Source organism: Gynuella sp. (assembly GCF_050297175.1).
Classification (GTDB): domain Bacteria; phylum Pseudomonadota; class Gammaproteobacteria; order Pseudomonadales; family Natronospirillaceae; genus Gynuella.
In genome coordinates this window covers 93,053-108,407 of the sequence record NZ_JBNKSF010000041.1, presented here as the reverse complement: position 1 = coordinate 108,407, position 15,355 = coordinate 93,053, and the positions used below count along the sequence as shown (strand labels likewise).

At 47.6% G+C, this 15,355-nt stretch carries 16 protein-coding genes; 6 read left to right on the top strand and 10 right to left on the bottom strand.

What is annotated here, in order from left to right; all coding sequences use genetic code 11:
• The first annotated feature begins 100 nt into the window (after positions 1-100).
• Positions 101-625, top strand: coding sequence for a hypothetical protein (locus ACQY6I_RS17730; protein ID WP_428242839.1), 525 nt, complete (start codon positions 101-103; stop codon positions 623-625).
• A 15-nt stretch (positions 626-640) separates the two neighbouring features.
• Positions 641-1,126 (top strand): pentapeptide repeat-containing protein, encoded by a 486-nt coding sequence (locus ACQY6I_RS17725; protein ID WP_428242838.1) that lies wholly within the window; start codon positions 641-643, stop codon positions 1,124-1,126.
• 8 nt (positions 1,127-1,134) lie between these two features.
• Here ACQY6I_RS17725 and ACQY6I_RS17720 read toward each other — a convergent pair whose 3' ends face one another.
• Positions 1,135-1,476 carry a hypothetical protein gene (locus ACQY6I_RS17720; RefSeq protein ID WP_428242837.1) on the bottom strand — a complete coding sequence of 114 codons (342 nt, stop codon included), beginning with the start codon at positions 1,474-1,476 and terminating at the stop codon, positions 1,135-1,137.
• 60 nt (positions 1,477-1,536) lie between these two features.
• Complete coding sequence (locus tag ACQY6I_RS17715) at positions 1,537-1,737, bottom strand: SymE family type I addiction module toxin (protein ID WP_428242836.1); 201 nt, start codon at positions 1,735-1,737, stop codon at positions 1,537-1,539.
• Between the two features lie 62 nt (positions 1,738-1,799).
• On the opposite strand from ACQY6I_RS17715, the gene ACQY6I_RS17710 reads away from it, so the two are divergent.
• Positions 1,800-2,159 carry an RHS repeat-associated core domain-containing protein gene (locus ACQY6I_RS17710; protein WP_428242835.1) on the top strand — a complete coding sequence of 120 codons (360 nt, stop codon included), beginning with the start codon at positions 1,800-1,802 and terminating at the stop codon, positions 2,157-2,159.
• A gap of 105 nt (positions 2,160-2,264) precedes the next feature.
• Here ACQY6I_RS17710 and ACQY6I_RS17705 read toward each other — a convergent pair whose 3' ends face one another.
• Genes ACQY6I_RS17705 through ACQY6I_RS17690 form a run of 4 tightly spaced genes read right to left on the bottom strand, consistent with a single transcriptional unit; the run spans position 2,265 to position 6,678 of the window.
• The gene (locus tag ACQY6I_RS17705; protein ID WP_428242834.1) at positions 2,265-2,906 is read right to left on the bottom strand and encodes a class II aldolase/adducin family protein; all 642 of its coding nucleotides are present in this window, start codon (positions 2,904-2,906) and stop codon (positions 2,265-2,267) included.
• A 17-nt stretch (positions 2,907-2,923) separates the two neighbouring features.
• The gene (locus ACQY6I_RS17700) at positions 2,924-4,387 is read right to left on the bottom strand and encodes an aspartate aminotransferase family protein (RefSeq protein WP_428242833.1); all 1,464 of its coding nucleotides are present in this window, start codon (positions 4,385-4,387) and stop codon (positions 2,924-2,926) included.
• A gap of 15 nt (positions 4,388-4,402) precedes the next feature.
• Positions 4,403-5,041, bottom strand: coding sequence for a class II aldolase/adducin family protein (locus ACQY6I_RS17695; protein WP_428242832.1), 639 nt, complete (start codon positions 5,039-5,041; stop codon positions 4,403-4,405).
• On the bottom strand, positions 5,038-6,678 hold the full coding sequence (locus tag ACQY6I_RS17690; protein WP_428242831.1) for a xylulokinase: 1,641 nt from the start codon (positions 6,676-6,678) through the stop codon (positions 5,038-5,040). The genes ACQY6I_RS17695 and ACQY6I_RS17690 overlap by 4 nt, the downstream gene beginning before the upstream one ends.
• Before the next feature lie 115 nt (positions 6,679-6,793).
• On the opposite strand from ACQY6I_RS17690, the gene ACQY6I_RS17685 reads away from it, so the two are divergent.
• Positions 6,794-7,462 (top strand): TetR/AcrR family transcriptional regulator, encoded by a 669-nt coding sequence (locus ACQY6I_RS17685; RefSeq protein WP_428242830.1) that lies wholly within the window; start codon positions 6,794-6,796, stop codon positions 7,460-7,462.
• 17 nt (positions 7,463-7,479) lie between these two features.
• Here ACQY6I_RS17685 and ACQY6I_RS17680 read toward each other — a convergent pair whose 3' ends face one another.
• Complete coding sequence (locus ACQY6I_RS17680) at positions 7,480-8,517, bottom strand: histone deacetylase family protein (protein ID WP_428242829.1); 1,038 nt, start codon at positions 8,515-8,517, stop codon at positions 7,480-7,482.
• Between the two features lie 307 nt (positions 8,518-8,824).
• Positions 8,825-10,924, bottom strand: coding sequence for a glycoside hydrolase family 98 domain-containing protein (locus tag ACQY6I_RS17675; protein WP_428242828.1), 2,100 nt, complete (start codon positions 10,922-10,924; stop codon positions 8,825-8,827).
• On the opposite strand from ACQY6I_RS17675, the gene ACQY6I_RS17670 reads away from it, so the two are divergent.
• Together ACQY6I_RS17670 and ACQY6I_RS17665 are read left to right on the top strand one after the other, a co-directional pair.
• A complete protein-coding gene (locus tag ACQY6I_RS17670) occupies positions 10,917-11,117 on the top strand; it encodes a hypothetical protein (protein WP_428242827.1) in 201 nt (66 codons plus the stop codon). The genes ACQY6I_RS17675 and ACQY6I_RS17670 overlap by 8 nt on opposite strands.
• A 1,217-nt stretch (positions 11,118-12,334) precedes the next feature.
• Positions 12,335-13,378: a glycosyltransferase gene (locus ACQY6I_RS17665; protein WP_428242826.1), complete on the top strand. Its 1,044-nt coding sequence runs from the start codon at positions 12,335-12,337 to the stop codon at positions 13,376-13,378.
• A 7-nt stretch (positions 13,379-13,385) separates the two neighbouring features.
• Here the strand turns inward: ACQY6I_RS17665 and ACQY6I_RS17660 are convergent, their stop codons facing one another.
• Both ACQY6I_RS17660 and ACQY6I_RS17655 read right to left on the bottom strand, forming a co-directional pair.
• Entirely contained in the window at positions 13,386-14,201 is an 816-nt protein-coding gene (locus ACQY6I_RS17660; RefSeq protein ID WP_428242825.1) for a glycosyltransferase family 2 protein, read from the bottom strand.
• A gap of 137 nt (positions 14,202-14,338) precedes the next feature.
• Positions 14,339-15,232, bottom strand: a complete 894-nt coding sequence (locus tag ACQY6I_RS17655; protein WP_428242824.1) for a hypothetical protein — start codon at positions 15,230-15,232, stop codon at positions 14,339-14,341.
• Positions 15,233-15,355: the final 123 nt, after the last annotated feature.

Below are 15,355 nucleotides of genomic sequence, written 5' to 3'. Positions count from 1 at the left end.
AGTCCCAGATTAAGACGGTTTAATCTCCCCAGACCCGGTCGGAGTGCCCGATGCCGCCGTTACCGGTGTGAATCGGTTCCATTATGGGTTGGATAATCCGTTGGCGTATACGGATCCGGATGGGGAGTTTGTCAACCTGATCGTGGGAGCGCTGGCAGGAGCTGCTATTGATGCAGCGATGCAAGGGGTTCTGATCGCCACAGGTGTGCAGGATGAATTCAAATGGGGACAGGTTGCGGGAGCTGCAGCCATGGGCGTGGTGGGAGGCGGAGTCTTCTCAAAAGGGGTTCAGCTGGTTAAGGCTCTGAAGCGTGGGAAGATTGCTACAAAGGGAGTAACTAGAGGTTCGGATATTACTGAAGACACAATAAAAGCCGCTTTGAAAGGCGATAAAAATATGGCTTCGCAAAAAGCTGTGGAGTTAAAAAGAGTTCAGGAATATTACGATAAATTGTCCACTTCAAAAGCTCCGAATATAAAAATGGATGGGAATGTCATCACTGATGGTCACCACACTTATATAGCAGGGAAAATAAAAGGTCAGCTTCCTGGTGTAGATGGTGGCGTATTGACCAATGCGAAGAAAGCGAATGTGATACCTCTTTCTGAAATTAAAACTTATTAATTAGAGGTTTCTGTTTTGGTTACGGTTAGTTTTGAAACGGGAAAAACCCTAGAAATTGAAGGCAGCGCGCTAAAAGCGCGTGTGCTTTCAGGCTACGATTTTCACCGGGCAGTTTTTGATGAGTTTGATTTGGAGTCATCGGATTTTAGAGGTTCAGAGTTGAGAGGGACTTCGCTTCGAAATATTAAAGCACATGCTGCTAACTTTAGCGGTGTGTCTTTGATGACGTCAGACTTTTTTGGTGCAAAATTAGAGTCCGCAAAATTTGTAGACACTAGAGTAATGTATACAGATTTTAGTAGTGCGGATTTATCTGGTTCTGATTTGACTGGCGCTAATGTAACGGGTGCAAACTTTAAGGATGCACACTTGAATGGCGCTAAGATGTTATGTTTAGGACTGGATGAAGCTGAGCTGGATGGTGCGTTTTATGATGAAAAAACATTGTGGCCAAACGGCTTTGATCCTAAATCGAAAGGAGCTGTTTTGGTAGTTGGTTAGTTGCTACCTTATTTTTTTAACTCTTCCTTGTAATCATTCATAGTTTTTGAAACGCATGAGTTGGGGTGAACTTGAATTAAGTTCCTCCATTCGTTGATGTGTAAGTCATCAATCATAACATTCGGTTTAGGAAGGAATCCTGTGAATATGCTTTCTATACCAAATTCAGCCGCGCTATTACGGGCGTACTCAGTGCCACCGGAACTCCAACAGTATAGTATTGCACCTTGGGTATTTAGGTTTTTAAGATGTTCAATGGTAGCCGGTATGGGTATACGCTTGCTTCCATAGCTTCGTACAAAGGTATCATCAACGTCTACAAAAAAAATGAGTGGAGAGGTGGAGTTCATATATCTTGGCCTTCGGTTGATTGAAAATATTGCCCGGCTTCGAGCCGGGCTTCATTTTAGCTATTCAGCAGTTAAAACCAAACAGCCATTGGAAACCTCAATCTTAATTGGCGTATCGATGTTAAAGCCCGCTTTGGCCAACCACTTACCCTTCATCTGTATCCAGGGCACCGGCGGCGTTACCGAGTAAGGTTCGGCGTTCTTGGGTTTGTAATCATAATAAATTTGGTTGACCTTGATGTGTCGAGTTTGAGTGCTCATTGCAAGCCCCCCTGTTTAGCCAGCAAGGTAAAAAGAGCAAGGTAAAAAGGACACCCACATATTTGGCCACCGACGCCAGCGGCCAGGTGATCTGGAGTAAAGACTACGACCTCTACGGCAACGAAGGCAGAGTCACAGGAGATGGGGACACCCGAGAACTGACATTCCACCACCATCAACGCATGGCCGATGCCGGACTCGTGTACGTCGTAGCAAAGTGGTGCAGTCCCAGATTAAGACGGTTTATCTACCCAGACCTCGTTGGAGTCCCCGATGCCGCCGTCACTGGTGTGAATTGGTTCCATTATGGGTTGAATAATCCGTTAGCAGATCCGGATGGAGAGAGTGTTCTGGCCATTCTTGCTGGCGGATTGGTTGGATACGGTGCAAGGCAGCCGGTACCGCTGCGTTGGCATTGGTGACAAATGGCCTTGGGCATTTACGTAAACTGAGTTCAGTTGTTTGTTAATGTTTTACCAAAGAGAGTGAGCCATGTTTATACGGCTCACTCAAAAATAGTTAACCATTCAGTAGGCACGTAGCTCTTCTGCCAATTGCCCTGCCTGATGACTGATTGCTGCTTTCTTTTCATCGGCAATCATCCGGCGTCCGGCGATCAGGCGTACCCACCAGGGAACCGATCCGACTGGTTTGCCACTGGCGCGGGCCAGGGTGTAAGCCATGGCACATTTTTCGAACAGCTCCGCATTAAACACCATTCGGTTCAGAGTCACGCCAAATACCAATTGATCTTCCCCAAGAGTGCCACAATTGCCACCTTTGGCAATCACTTTGAGCAACTGCTCGGAACTGTTCAGGGACCAGGAGGTACCAATGTGGCGGGCCTGCTCGTCAAACACTGATGGCATAACTTCGTTAAGTTGCGCAAGCGCATGACACCATTGTGGACTGAGCCGGGCAATGGCACCGATATCCTGGCGTGACTGATAAATTTGCGCGTGTAATTGTAGTGGTTGTCGCCATTCTTCCGGTTGGCGGTCAATGTCGGCAAACGAACAGGGCTGAGGCTCTCCTTCAGGTGTGATGTACAGCAATGAGGCTTTACCGGGAATCAATGCAGAGATCAGGTTTCCAGGCTGGCGAAAAAATTTCTTTTCCCGCAATCGCTCAGCAGTATGAATCAGCTGTTGGGTGATGTCTGTGATCATGGTTGTCTGTCTCCGGATTAGACCAGTTTAAACACGTCTTCAAAGCGATTCAGTGCTTCATCGATGATGTCATCGGTGTCTGCCATGCTGGTATACATGCGGCTGCCGGCCAGGGTCACTAATCCATGTGCCATGTAGGCCGCGCCCATTTCTTCCATCAGATGTTTGCGGGGTTTGACTTCTTTTAACAGTTTGATTGGGTTGCGGGCGTTTAACAGCAATACCCCGGATGTCTGCAAATGCACCACAGAGCCCTGGTTATAGGCTACGTAAGGCAACTTCAGTCGTTCGATGATATCGCTCAGTCCTGCTGTCAGGCGATCACCGGCACGGCCGGCATGAAACGCAGCATTGCGCTTATCCATTTCGTCCAGGGCATAGTAGCCAGCCACGCAGGACAAAGGATTGGCTGACAATGTGCCACCGACAAATGCGCGTTTGCTGCCACTGGCCCCGATTCCCCCAGCCAATACCATCATGATGTCCTTACGGCCACCGATACCGCCGGCCATGGGATAACCCCCAGTAAGGCATTTGCCAAAGATAGTCAGGTCCGGCGTGACGTTGAAGTATCCCTGGGCACCAGACATGCCAACCCGGAACCCGGAAACCACTTCATCAAAAATCAGCAAAGCACCGAATTCATCACACAGCTGGCGCAGGTCGGCGTTGAACTCGCGGGTCACCGGTCGAGTGCCGCTTTCCGGTCCCAGTGGTTCGACGATGATGGCTGCCGTGCCGCCGCGCAGGCGATTAAACATCAGTTTGCGACGTATGGCCGCCAGATGATTGGGGAAACTTTCCTGGGTGAACGCTGTGGATGACCGGGGAATCCCATGGGCTTCATGGCGGCCGGTGCCTGGAATCCGCATGCCATAAACCATCTGATCACTCCAGCCATGGTAAGCACCGCCGATTTTGATCACCCGCTTGCGACCGGTATACGCCCGGGCTAGACGAATCGCCCCCATGACCGCTTCTGTACCGGAGCCCAGCATGCGGAACATATCTACTGATGGAACATGACGGCAGACCAGTTCGGCGAGCTTGACCTCATATTCGTGCAGCAACCCGGTAACCGGACCACAGTTCTGAATGGTTTCAATGACTTTCTGTTGTACAACCGGATCATTGGAACCCAGCAGTGTTGGACCACCCGCCTGTAGAAAATCGATATAGCGGTTATTATCCACATCGGTCAGATGAGCTCCGTTAGCCTCCTTGACGGCCAGGGCGAAAGGATAGTTAAAGGCAAGATTATGTTGTACGCCACCCGGAATCACTGTTTTGGCATGTTCGGCAATTTGTTTGGAAGTCTGGCAGCGCTGTTCAAAGTACTCCATGACTTTATCCATATGTTCCCGGCGAATAGGGCGGACCGGTTGTTTGACGAGAGTGTTTAAACGCGCATAGATTTCATCGGTATCTGGCCAGTGGCTGATCCCAAACGATTGATCAGGTGTCTGCTGTTGCATGTTCATAATGAATTCCTCTTGTTAACCGGCCAGCGCCTGTTGGATCTGATCTATAAGTGCCGGATTGCTTCGGCTGGTTCGTGTGTGCAGTGTGTTCTGAAACCATTCCCTGGCAGCCTTTTCCAGAGTTGTGACCACCTGGCAGGCTTCTTCAACGGTTTTGCCCCAGCAGATAACGCCATGATTACGCATCAGGCAGGCGTGGGTATCCTCGTGTAATAGGCGTGCGACATTGTTGGCCAGCCAGGAAGTGCCAGAAGGTGCATAACCGGCAATTGGAACCTGGTTTCCAAGAATGGTGCGGTGTTTCGCATCGCTGATAGTCAGCGCCTGATTCAGCAACGTGAAGGCACTGGCAATGGGCTGATGGGTATGAATACTGGCCTGGCAATCAGGAAAGGCCAGTAAAACCTTAGCGTGCAGACCTTTTTCCACAGATGCGGGTTTGCTGCCGGCCAGTTGAGACAGGTCGGCTAGTTTTAGTACGCTGATTTCATCTGCTGTCATGGTGTAATAGTCGGATGCCGAAGGGGTGATCGCGAACGTTTCGGCATCAATTCGTAGGGCCAGATTACCGCCGGTACCGGCCAGAAAACCCTGGTTTGCCAGGGTAATAGCGGTGTCGATTACCTGCTGGCAGATTTGCTGGGTCTGATTCATAAGCCTGCTCTCTTTGCTCTTGTTTTATAAACCGGGCGCAATGCCCGATAGGCTGCCAGAAACTCCTGGTAGCGTTGTTGGTAAATGCCGCGATTCTGCGGATTGGGTTCAAATGACGCCTGTCTGCTGACGTGGGTCTGGATATCTGAGAAGTCGATGGCATTGATGCCGACACCGGCAATAAATGCTGCACCTCGGACATTGGCCTGCAGCGGTTGTTCCGGCTGATGGATAACCATATCCAGAGTATCGGCCAGAATCTGACACCAGAGGCCCGATTGCGCACCGCCACCGACGACGGTCATTTCGTTGGGTTGTTGTTTTAAAAACTTACGTACTGAACCCATCATCCATCGGGTATTCAGAGCCACGCCTTCCATGATGGCGCGGAAAATATCCGCCCGTGTATGTTCCAGTGATAAATTCATCAATGTGGCCCGCAGGTTCGGATCATCCACCGGAGTCCGTTCTCCCATTAGCCAGGGTAAATACAACAGGCCGCGAGAGCCGGCGGGTGTTTTTGCAGCCATGCGCCCGAGCACCTGAAAAATGTCCGCATTGGCTGGTCGGGTCGTCAGTTCATCTTGTGGAAACAGTAGATTGTCTTTCAGAAATGCCAGGTTGGAGCCGGCGGCGGATTGCATGGCCATCATCAGGTAACGATCCGGCAGGGCACACGGCAGTGACGCAATCTGACGGAAGACATCGGTTTTCTGGTAAGGCACATGAGCACCGACCCAGGATGAAGTACCAATATATAAGTGCAACTCTCCATCACCAATGGCACCCGACCCCAATGCTGATGCGGTGTTGTCGACTGAACCGGCTATGACCCGGGTGCGCCGCGACAGACCCAGCTCATCGGCGATATCCGGTAGCAGCGTACCGATCTGATCCGTACAGCGAACCAGTTGAGGAAATTTATCCCGGTCAATGCGGCTCATCGCTATGAGTCTGTCATCCATTTTAATATGTGCCGGATCGCGGTTATCGGTCACCCATGAAGTGAGCAAGGAGTCGACAGTGGCCACCATCTCGCCTGTCAGGCGGAGGTTCATGAAATCCAGGACGTTGAGAAATTTATAGGTTTTTTCGTACACACCAGGCAGTGATTCGCGGATAAATGCCATGTGGCCGATAGGGTCTTTGCCGGACAGCGCAGGTGCACCCCCGGTGAGACGTATCCAACGCCAAAGTTTGATTGGATCGTAGCCTGCAATGGAAGGAAGCCTTCCTTTTACCAGACGATGAACAGCAGCTCTGCCGCGCATGTCCAGCCACAGCATGGCGTGGGTTAACGGAGTCCCTGAACGGTCGACCGGAATGGTGCCTTCTCCTTGGCAGGAACAGACAACAGCAACCACTGATTGCCGGTCCACCTGGGTTTGTTTTAACACTTCTTGTGCTGACTGCAGGAAGGCTTGCCACCAGTCTTCGGGGTTCTGCTCAGTGCCAACCTCGGCAACCACATGCATGGCCACGGGTTTAGCCGCAAAACCAATCACCGTTCCGTCCAATCGCACGACTGCAGTTTTACAGCCTGAGGTGCCAAGATCTACGGCCAATATATGATAACGACTGACATCTGAAGGATGAGTCAAGGTTGGCGGAGGTAAAGAAGAATGCTTACTACTCATAGCGTGCTTTTTTATATTCCGGTAGCCTGTGTCACCAGGATTTATTGTTGTTACAATGCATTAATATGAGCATTGATCATGTTTTAATTGGCATTTTGATCACGAGGACATTTAGTTGTCAAGCAAAGATTTGAACAAACGATTGAAGAGGGTTCCTCAGCAGGAACGCAGTATTGTCCGATTTGAAACCGTGGTGGCAGCAACCCTCAAGTTGCTGTCTGAGCGAAGTTATGAGGCGATATCCATGCGAGAGATTGCCCGTGAGGCAGACATGCCGATTGCTTCTGTGTATCAATACTTTCCAACCAAGCTTTCGATTGTGCATGAAATCTGGTCACGCTATACCGATGAGGTCTATGAACACCTGGAAGCAGAATTGGCCCGTATTCAGTCGGGTGACGATAATGATATCGGTGTGTTAATCGACGGAATGGTTGATCTGATGGTAATGGCTCAGCGGGAACAACAGGCCTTTGTTGAGGTTTGGGCATGTGTTGCTGCTGCGCCTGAACTGCGTGAGCTGAATACCCAGGACACTATTCGTACCGCGGAACTGATTGCCGAAACCATGGGGAAACTCGGAGCACGGATGCCGACACCAGAAGAAATCGAGGTGTTTCAGAGTATTTCCATCATCATGTGCGAATCTGCGGGTGCAACGACCAAGCTGGCAATGGCTTTACCGGAACCTCTGGGAGGTCAGACCATACGTCAGCTTAAGCAGTCGCTACGCTGGATTTATGAAGGCGCAGTCAGAAAGCTCGATGAAGTGGTACCGGGTTGATCTGAACGGTCAGTGATTCAGGCATTGTCAAAGCCTTCCAGTACATTGACAGTGTTATTGCCCAATGCGGCTGTGGCATAGCCTCCTTCCATGATGAACAGGGTGGGGAGCCGCAGGGCTGCCAGGTGTTTGCCAATACGGTAAAAGTCATCTGACTGCAATGTGAACTGAGAGATAGGGTCATCGGCAAAGGTATCCATTCCCAGTGAAATGACCAGGGCGTCGGGTTTAAACCGAAGCACTTGACGGCAGGCTGTATCCAGTGCTGCAAACCATGTAACCGTATCGGTTCCGGCGGCCATTGGCAGGTTGAGATTGTATCCTTGACCAGCTCCTCTGCCGGTTTCATCTGCATGACCAAGATAAAACGGATATTCAGTAACCGGATCTCCATGCAGACTGATATACAGAACATCTGCCCGATCATAAAAAATAGTCTGGGTGCCGTTGCCGTGATGGTAATCAACGTCAATGATGGCCACCCGCTGACAGCCTTGGTGACGCAGTGATTGTGCTGCGATAGCGGCATTATTCAGAAAACAATATCCGCCCATAAAATCCGGCCCGGCATGATGACCGGGTGGACGGGTGGCACAAAATACGCTGGAATGACCATTACTTAACAGATCGGCCGCGCTAACGGCAGCATCGGCCCCGGCTTTCGCAGCAGTCCAGCTTCCTGCGGCCAAGGGGGTGCCATTGTCCATGGAATAAAATCCCAAACGGGCAATGAAGTTGTCTGGCTCGATATCGCTGCGCAGACTGCGAATGGGCCAGACGGACGGAAATGGTTGTTTGTCAGCGTTATCTGCTGCAAGGGCAGTCCACTGATCCCAGGCAGATGCCAGAAACTGCAGATATCTATGACTGTGTATTGTTGTCAATATGGAATCAGCCTGTTGCTCTGCGATCTTAATCTCATGACCTCTGGCTTGCAGTGCCTGAATAACAAACTCCAGACGCTGAGGCGATTCAAAGCAGGGGACCTTCTCGCCCCGATAAAACTCAAACGCCGGGTTATGAGCGGTATGGTGTTGAGAGATTACAGAGATCATTTTTGTTTCCTGATGGTACTGACTGTTGTCAATGGGTGTCGAACGTGCATAGCGGTTTGGCAATATAGCCTCGTTCCGTTCATGATGTCGCTAATTGCTGGCAATTATTTCGATCAACAGGCATGGCTTCTGAGAAGCGTTTTTGTCGTAGAAACACCCCAAGTGGCAGGCTGATTGTCTGATCTTCAGTGTATTGACGTTCAGAGCTGGTGGGAAATCGATTTGATGTGTTTTATTTTAAAGCCGAACCACCAGAAAAATATTGCTTGTGTTTTCCTGGCGGTTACGGCTCATGATCCGTTAATGGTCAGTTATGATTGATAAGCACTATATTATCGATATACAGGTCGCTTGATCGGGAACCGTTTGCTCTGAATTCAATTTCATTAGTGCCTTCACTAAGGTAGATAAGTTGCTCATCGGTTGCCCAATTGTTGGACGAGGTTTGGTTAAAGGTTGGTGTAGCTGCCGGTACGCCATTGATATATAGCGTCACAGAGTCAGTATTGATGTTAGTATGGTAACGGGTTTTTAGTGTATAGCTACCACTGGCTGGTACCTTAACGTAATCCCTGACGCTGGCGGAATTGCCTTTGCCAAAATTCACATACCCCATTCCTTGGTAATTACGAATGCTGTCATGAACGGCATTCGCATGGATCCCGGCAATATTTTTAAAATCAAAATGTTCACCTTCATATTGGCGGGGGCCAGTGTATGCCATTGGTGCCGCCGGAGGTGATACGGAAGTTTGAGTATAGCCTGTTCGGCGGTTTGTGGCTGTGCCGGAGCAGTTAACAGTCACTTCAAGTGGGCCGTTGTGGTTCACGTTCAGGGTAAGGATACCATTTGACCAATCACTTGTGAGGTTACTGGAAGGATGATCTCCGGTATCTGTAAATGAATAGGCAGGTTGTGAAGTACTACCGGATATCCGGATAACATCCGTCTTCAACGTGGAGTCATCGGGAGTATAGTTAGTTAGATAAAATGTGATTTTATCCGTGTATTCTTTGATGACGGCTGCTGACCACTGGGTGTAAGTTAGATCCATGGCATTACAGGTATTGTATTGAAAGGGGATGTGCGCACTGGCACTTTTGCCGTTTCTGTAAGGGTTATAGGTTACCCAGGCATTTTCGTTACGGCCGACATAAAGGTCACCTGTGGACTCCTGAGGAAACAGATTATTGAATTCACTCACTTTGTCAGTAATGTTTGGCCAGCGACTGGCGTAATCAGACCTGTTGACCTGTACCTGAAATGAATTGGCGACCTCATCGGACAATTGCCAGACCGTCGGTATCGCTGGGTAACGTCCGGTTTTCTTAAACCAGCTGACCTGATCCAGATTGGTTCCATCATCATCCATCAGATAAAGGCCTGAAAACAGCGTTTTGGGAGACGAGTATTTATTTCTGTCATCGCCTGAATATGTATCATTGACAATAACAACTTTGGTGCGATCGATAACCTCCTGACGGTCTGGAATACGGATAGTACCGTCCAGCATCCGACGGTAAATGTCCAGATGTATGTTTTTGAATTGTGGGAACAAGTCCCACCGTCGGGTGCGGTAGCCATCAGATGTTGTTCCGTCAAAAAGGCTGCGAATGCTTTGTTGCCAGATTAACTCAGGACCATCAATGACCGTTTCACCTGTTAACATTAGGTGTTCCATCAGTGGTGCGGCCCCGGCTGCCGGAGGGTAAGTCTGGTCATCATTGTTCCAACCACTGCTGTCAGGGCGGATACCATAATGTCCGGCGTAACCTGAAAGATACATACCCAGGCTGATGCTTTCGATATCATGAAAACCGTAACCGCCGGTTTGTTTTTCCTGAATGATGAAATTTTCCGTATAAGCTCTGGCAGCAGCGGCGAGGTGCTCGTTGGATTTGACCATTGCCACCGGATTGAGTGCGGCGCCCCAGAATCCACCGGTAAAGCTTACCGCCAGATAGCCACCATATTTATGAGTCAGTTTCAGCAGATTTGCCCAGTGAGTCCAGCGATCCTGAAAGCTTGGAGAACAATCATCATTAAATCCCCAGAATTGTTCGGCATAGTTGAACCCCAGAAAGTTGGGGTAATCACGGAAGAATTCCCCATAAATGGTGTTTTCCAGATCCTCATCCAGACCATAATCCGGAAGGTGGCTGAAACCCCCGCTTGAAGGTTGGATCATCGCCCAGGCGCCATTTTCGGCGGCAGTTCTCAGCCATGACTTGGCAGTTTCGATACCGTATTCCACTAGCTCCCAGTTACATTGACCGTTGGTTGCACTCTTATGATAAATGGACATGGAGAGAATAAATACAGTATATGGGCGGATGTCTTCAGGTATAAGGTCAATAACTTTTTGCGGATCAGCAGTGTTCCAGGTGTCAATGTGCACCATGAACATGGGGTGCTCTGGTGATAATGGACGCCGCAAGGATGATGTGTTTGTAGATGAGTTATCACCCTGGGAGTTTCCTGAAGAGCTATCACCTGAAGATGATCCATCGGAGGTATTATCGTTGGATGAATTGTCTGAAGAATCATTATTGGCGCTATTACTGTCTGTGGAGGTATTGTCACTCGGGATGTCTACCTGAAAATCATTGCACCCGGTACCTGACAATAAACATAAGGTAAGAGTTAGGTTTAAAAAAAATAATCTCATTGGATGCTCACATCTATTCAGTTAATGCTGATTTAGTAGATTTCATGTCATGTACATGATTCATTTTCAAATGCCCAAAAGAGATTTTTGGTATTTTTCATACTGACAAGGATGATCTGCTAGTGTTTTTTAGGAAAAATTTTCAGGTTAATGAAGCTGATAAAACATATGCTAACACTGTTCATGGCCGAAAAATTTGCATTGGTTTGCATATATTCCTCAATGAAACATAACTCTCTGATAAGTTGGGTCAGAGTTATTGCATGCGGGCATTTTGTGTTTGTGGGATGACGGTGAGGATGATATTCAGCAAATGTATTGGGTACGATATGTGGTCTGAGTAGAGACGGAATTTTTTCTATATAGGCGGGTCATAATCTTCTCTTCAAGATGGTAATCTGAATCAGCTGGGATTAACAAATAAAAATATGAGTCTGGAATGTCCTGTCCTTCTGAGATGTGCCTTGAGAAACCTAATTCATGTGCCTGTCTCAACATTGAACGGCTTATATGATTCTATGACAGTAGTATGTCTATGTGCTTTCTCAATATCTGGTTACTTGTGAGACTGCCTGGGATCAACAGTTGATTAAGAAGCAGGTATATCAGCATATTTTTTACCATGCCTCTGAAATCAGAAGATTAGCATGGTGCAGGTTGAAGTCAGCCTGACCATAATTGTGTTGATTATATGTTGGTGGCCTTGTTGCCAAAATACCAGTTGACATCACCGGTTCCGAAACTTAGAGAAACGCTGATCTGCGCAATTATGGTCTCCATCAAGAGCTGCAAACTATCTTCTTTCATCTTTTTTAGGAATTTACAGTCATAACGTCGAATAGGCTTTTCCATTTCATTTCAGGGCAATAATGTGTCCATCTCAACCAGAAATTTTTCACCTCGGGTCTTTTTGCGTTTCGCCTGACCATATTTATCTGAAAAACTGAGCTGGGACATAAAAGGTCTGACTGCTAAAGTTGGTTATATTTATTAAATAATATTGAAATCTACCTAGTGACTTTAAGCCTTACGAGTTTCGTGAGGCTTTTTGTCTATGTGATATTTTGGTGATTACGATTATAAGAGCTCGTGTCGCATTCGCGCTGATTCTCTATTAAAATATTGTTTTCCCAAGAATTCTTTGATGGTATGTCCAATAATCGATCTTCCCTGCGAATAATGCATGTTCTGTTGTCGCGAGGTTTTGCTGGATCCGAGCGCTCCACGGCGGAGTCCAGTAATCAACAGTGTATAGAGCATCAGGTTTGCGTGGTAATACGTAAGGATCATCGTCGACATGGTGTGTCCATTCGAGATCATCTGGATGATCGAGTCAAAGTGATAGAGGTCTCCGCTAAAATTCTCACCAGATGGCAGTTGAAAAAAGCCATTGATCATTTTAAACCCGATGTTATTCATGCCCATTTGCGACGGTCAACACGGTTGGTGGCTAAAATAAATCCTGCTGCTGCCACTGTTTCGACACTGCACATTGAAGTGAATGGGCCTCATTTTCTGAAGATGGATGGGTTGATCTGTAATGCTCGCTGGCAGATAGAAAAAATTCCGACGGCTTACCAGGGACAGGCATTCAAAGCTAACAATTCTTTGCAGCATCATCCGACACTGCCTGATTCGAAACTCACGGAATTGAGAGCATCACTGGGATATCGGCCTGAGGATATTCTTATAGGAGCCGTTGGGCGCTATCACGAGAGTAAAGCCTGGGATATCCTGATTCCGGCGTTTAAGCAATTGCAAACCTCGTTGCCGGTCAAACTCGGGTTCTTTGGCAGCGGTCATCAGGAACAAAAACTAAAAGATCTTGCCCAGAATGATGACCGTATTACCTTTCATTCCTATAGAACAGATATTAAAGACATTTATCAGTGTTTTGATCTTTTGGTCTGTCCTTCGCGTTATGAGCCTCTTCCAAGAGTTATGTTGGAGGCGATGGATGCAGGTGTGCCTGTTATCGCTTCGGACATCGGGGGCTGTAAAGAATTGATTGATGATTACGGGGGGGATTTATTTCGGGTGGATGATACTGAAGATCTTGCCCGAGTTTTGTTGTCACGATTGCAGGCAAGGCCTGATCGGCATTACCCGGATCTCAGTGCTCATTATGTCGCAAATGCGAATCAGGCCATTGTAGGGTTTTATCGTCAGTTAATTGCTGGAAAAAAAGGCTGAAGCTTTATCAGTGCGACTGTTTGATTCCCGCCGGAGTTTCAATCAGTTTTTCCTGAATGGACGTTTTGCGGATGATCCGGTTTCTTTTCCAGTCTTCTTCATTCACGTAACCACGGGAGTGATCAAGATGTATACATATTGCTTTATAGCGGATTTGCTTGGCTTTAATGCCAGCATTCAGTAAACGACCGCCAAATTCGCAGTCCAGACCGCCATATTTCATTCTTTCATCAAAGCCATTTACTTTTAGAGCATCCTGTTTCCAACAGGAGGCGTTATGGCCATTCCAGGATCGCTTGGTCATTGTCACAGTGTTATAGAGACTGGCCAGTGTTGGTTGCTTAGTGAGCTTCATAAACTTGATACTTGGCTTGACTCCATGTTTGGCCAACCACTCTGTGTCAAAACAATTGCCTGTTTCAATGTCATGACGGGTAATTACCTTGCTGGTCTCCATGGGCAGTTTGAAATAGCCTCCCGAAAGAAAACATCCGGGTTGAGCTGCTTGACGATGAGCCGCGACAAAATCGTTGCGGGGAATGCAGTCACCGTCTGTCATGACGATATATTCACCCGTTGCGGCAACAATGGCTTTATTGAGAATTCTGCATTTTTGAAAACCTTCGTCTGGTTGCCAGATATGATGTATTTCAAAACGTGCTTCTTGCTGGAACCTGGAAATCAGCTGCTGGGTTTCTTCACCAGACCCGTCATCAGCAATCAGTAGCTCAAAGTTCTGATCAGTTTGACAATTAAAGCCCCAGAGGACTTTTTCCAGCCAGGCGGGAGAATTGTAGGTGGTAAAGATAACGCTGATTTTCAATGATATAGCCCTGCGAGTTTATATAAACTAGCCAGAAAGCTTACTACAAAGATATGTGCGCGTGAATGATAGTGTGGGGGGAGTTGCGTTTACAATGAGGTGGTGCCGAAAGCTGCTTTCGGCACCAGCGAGTCGTCTTATTGACTGACTGTTTCTGCGTTACCGTTATAGGTGACTGTCATGGATGAACAGCTATCAAACACGATGCTGATCACTTCACTATTACTGCTGTCTGTAATACTGATAGATCCGCTACTAAAACCACCGCTATCGCACATGATAAGGTTGGAAGCCTGAATGTTGATGTAGCCGTAATTCTCATGATAAACCCGGGCAGATACATTCCAGCCGGACGAGCTGTCGCCATATACGCTGGCATCACTGACCCGGTAGGTTATTCCATCTTCAGAGAAATCGTTATAGGAGGTGCAATTTAAGTTGCTATCGCAACTGAAGGTCATATTCAGACTGGAAGTGGTTCCATTGTATTGGATGGTGAAATTCTGATAAGAGATAGTAAAGGAGTCATCGGACGAATAGACTGAGTGAGCAACACCGTTATAGATTGCGGTTGTGCCGTCACCGACATCAATGGCACAGTTGGTGAAAGTGATTGTGAAGTCGCCGGAATTTTCGTTGCCTTGTCCGTCAGCAACAGCAGACCCACTCTCACAGATTTCAGCAGACATATCTTGACTGGTACGAGTGCTTCTGGATGTCCCTGATGGAGTTTTGGTAAGCTGAATGACTAATTTGTTTGGAAGAATGGTCGCTTGATTAAGAGATCGGCCACCAATGGACGGTACGTTATTGGATGTTATAGCCATCTTAGAACCGTAGCTACCAGTCAACGCAAGATCTTTGTAGTTGCTGTCACTGGCAGTGGCTGCGGATGTTTTTCCTGTATAGCTGAATGAGGCAGAAGATCCTCCAGAGCTGTCATCTCCTCCTTCTCCTCCGCATCCGGCCAGCAAAAACAAGGTAAATAGGATTGTTACTGATTTTAGCGATAGCAAGTAAAATTTCATCATTGTTCCTTCTGATTTAGATTATTTTTATGGGCGGCAATATTTACTATACCATCATTAATATTAGTTATTTTATATTGAATATGCCATTTAAAAGGCGGGAGTAGCGGGCGTTTACAGGAGATT

Bases quoted from the DNA above. Each gene is read 5' to 3' on its own strand.
- ACQY6I_RS17720 (WP_428242837.1), bottom strand. From the start codon at position 1,476: ATGAACTCCACCTCTCCACTCATTTTTTTTGTAGACGTTGATGATACC.
- ACQY6I_RS17715 (WP_428242836.1), bottom strand. From the start codon at position 1,737: ATGAGCACTCAAACTCGACACATCAAGGTCAACCAAATTTATTATGAT.
- ACQY6I_RS17705 (WP_428242834.1), bottom strand. From the start codon at position 2,906: ATGATCACAGACATCACCCAACAGCTGATTCATACTGCTGAGCGATTG.
- ACQY6I_RS17700 (WP_428242833.1), bottom strand. From the start codon at position 4,387: ATGAACATGCAACAGCAGACACCTGATCAATCGTTTGGGATCAGCCAC.
- ACQY6I_RS17695 (WP_428242832.1), bottom strand. From the start codon at position 5,041: ATGAATCAGACCCAGCAAATCTGCCAGCAGGTAATCGACACCGCTATT.
- ACQY6I_RS17690 (WP_428242831.1), bottom strand. From the start codon at position 6,678: ATGAGTAGTAAGCATTCTTCTTTACCTCCGCCAACCTTGACTCATCCT.
- ACQY6I_RS17680 (WP_428242829.1), bottom strand. From the start codon at position 8,517: ATGATCTCTGTAATCTCTCAACACCATACCGCTCATAACCCGGCGTTT.
- ACQY6I_RS17670 (WP_428242827.1), top strand. From the start codon at position 10,917: ATGAACATGGGGTGCTCTGGTGATAATGGACGCCGCAAGGATGATGTG.
- ACQY6I_RS17675 (WP_428242828.1), bottom strand. From the start codon at position 10,924: ATGTTCATGGTGCACATTGACACCTGGAACACTGCTGATCCGCAAAAA.
- ACQY6I_RS17665 (WP_428242826.1), top strand. From the start codon at position 12,335: ATGTCCAATAATCGATCTTCCCTGCGAATAATGCATGTTCTGTTGTCG.
- ACQY6I_RS17655 (WP_428242824.1), bottom strand. From the start codon at position 15,232: ATGATGAAATTTTACTTGCTATCGCTAAAATCAGTAACAATCCTATTT.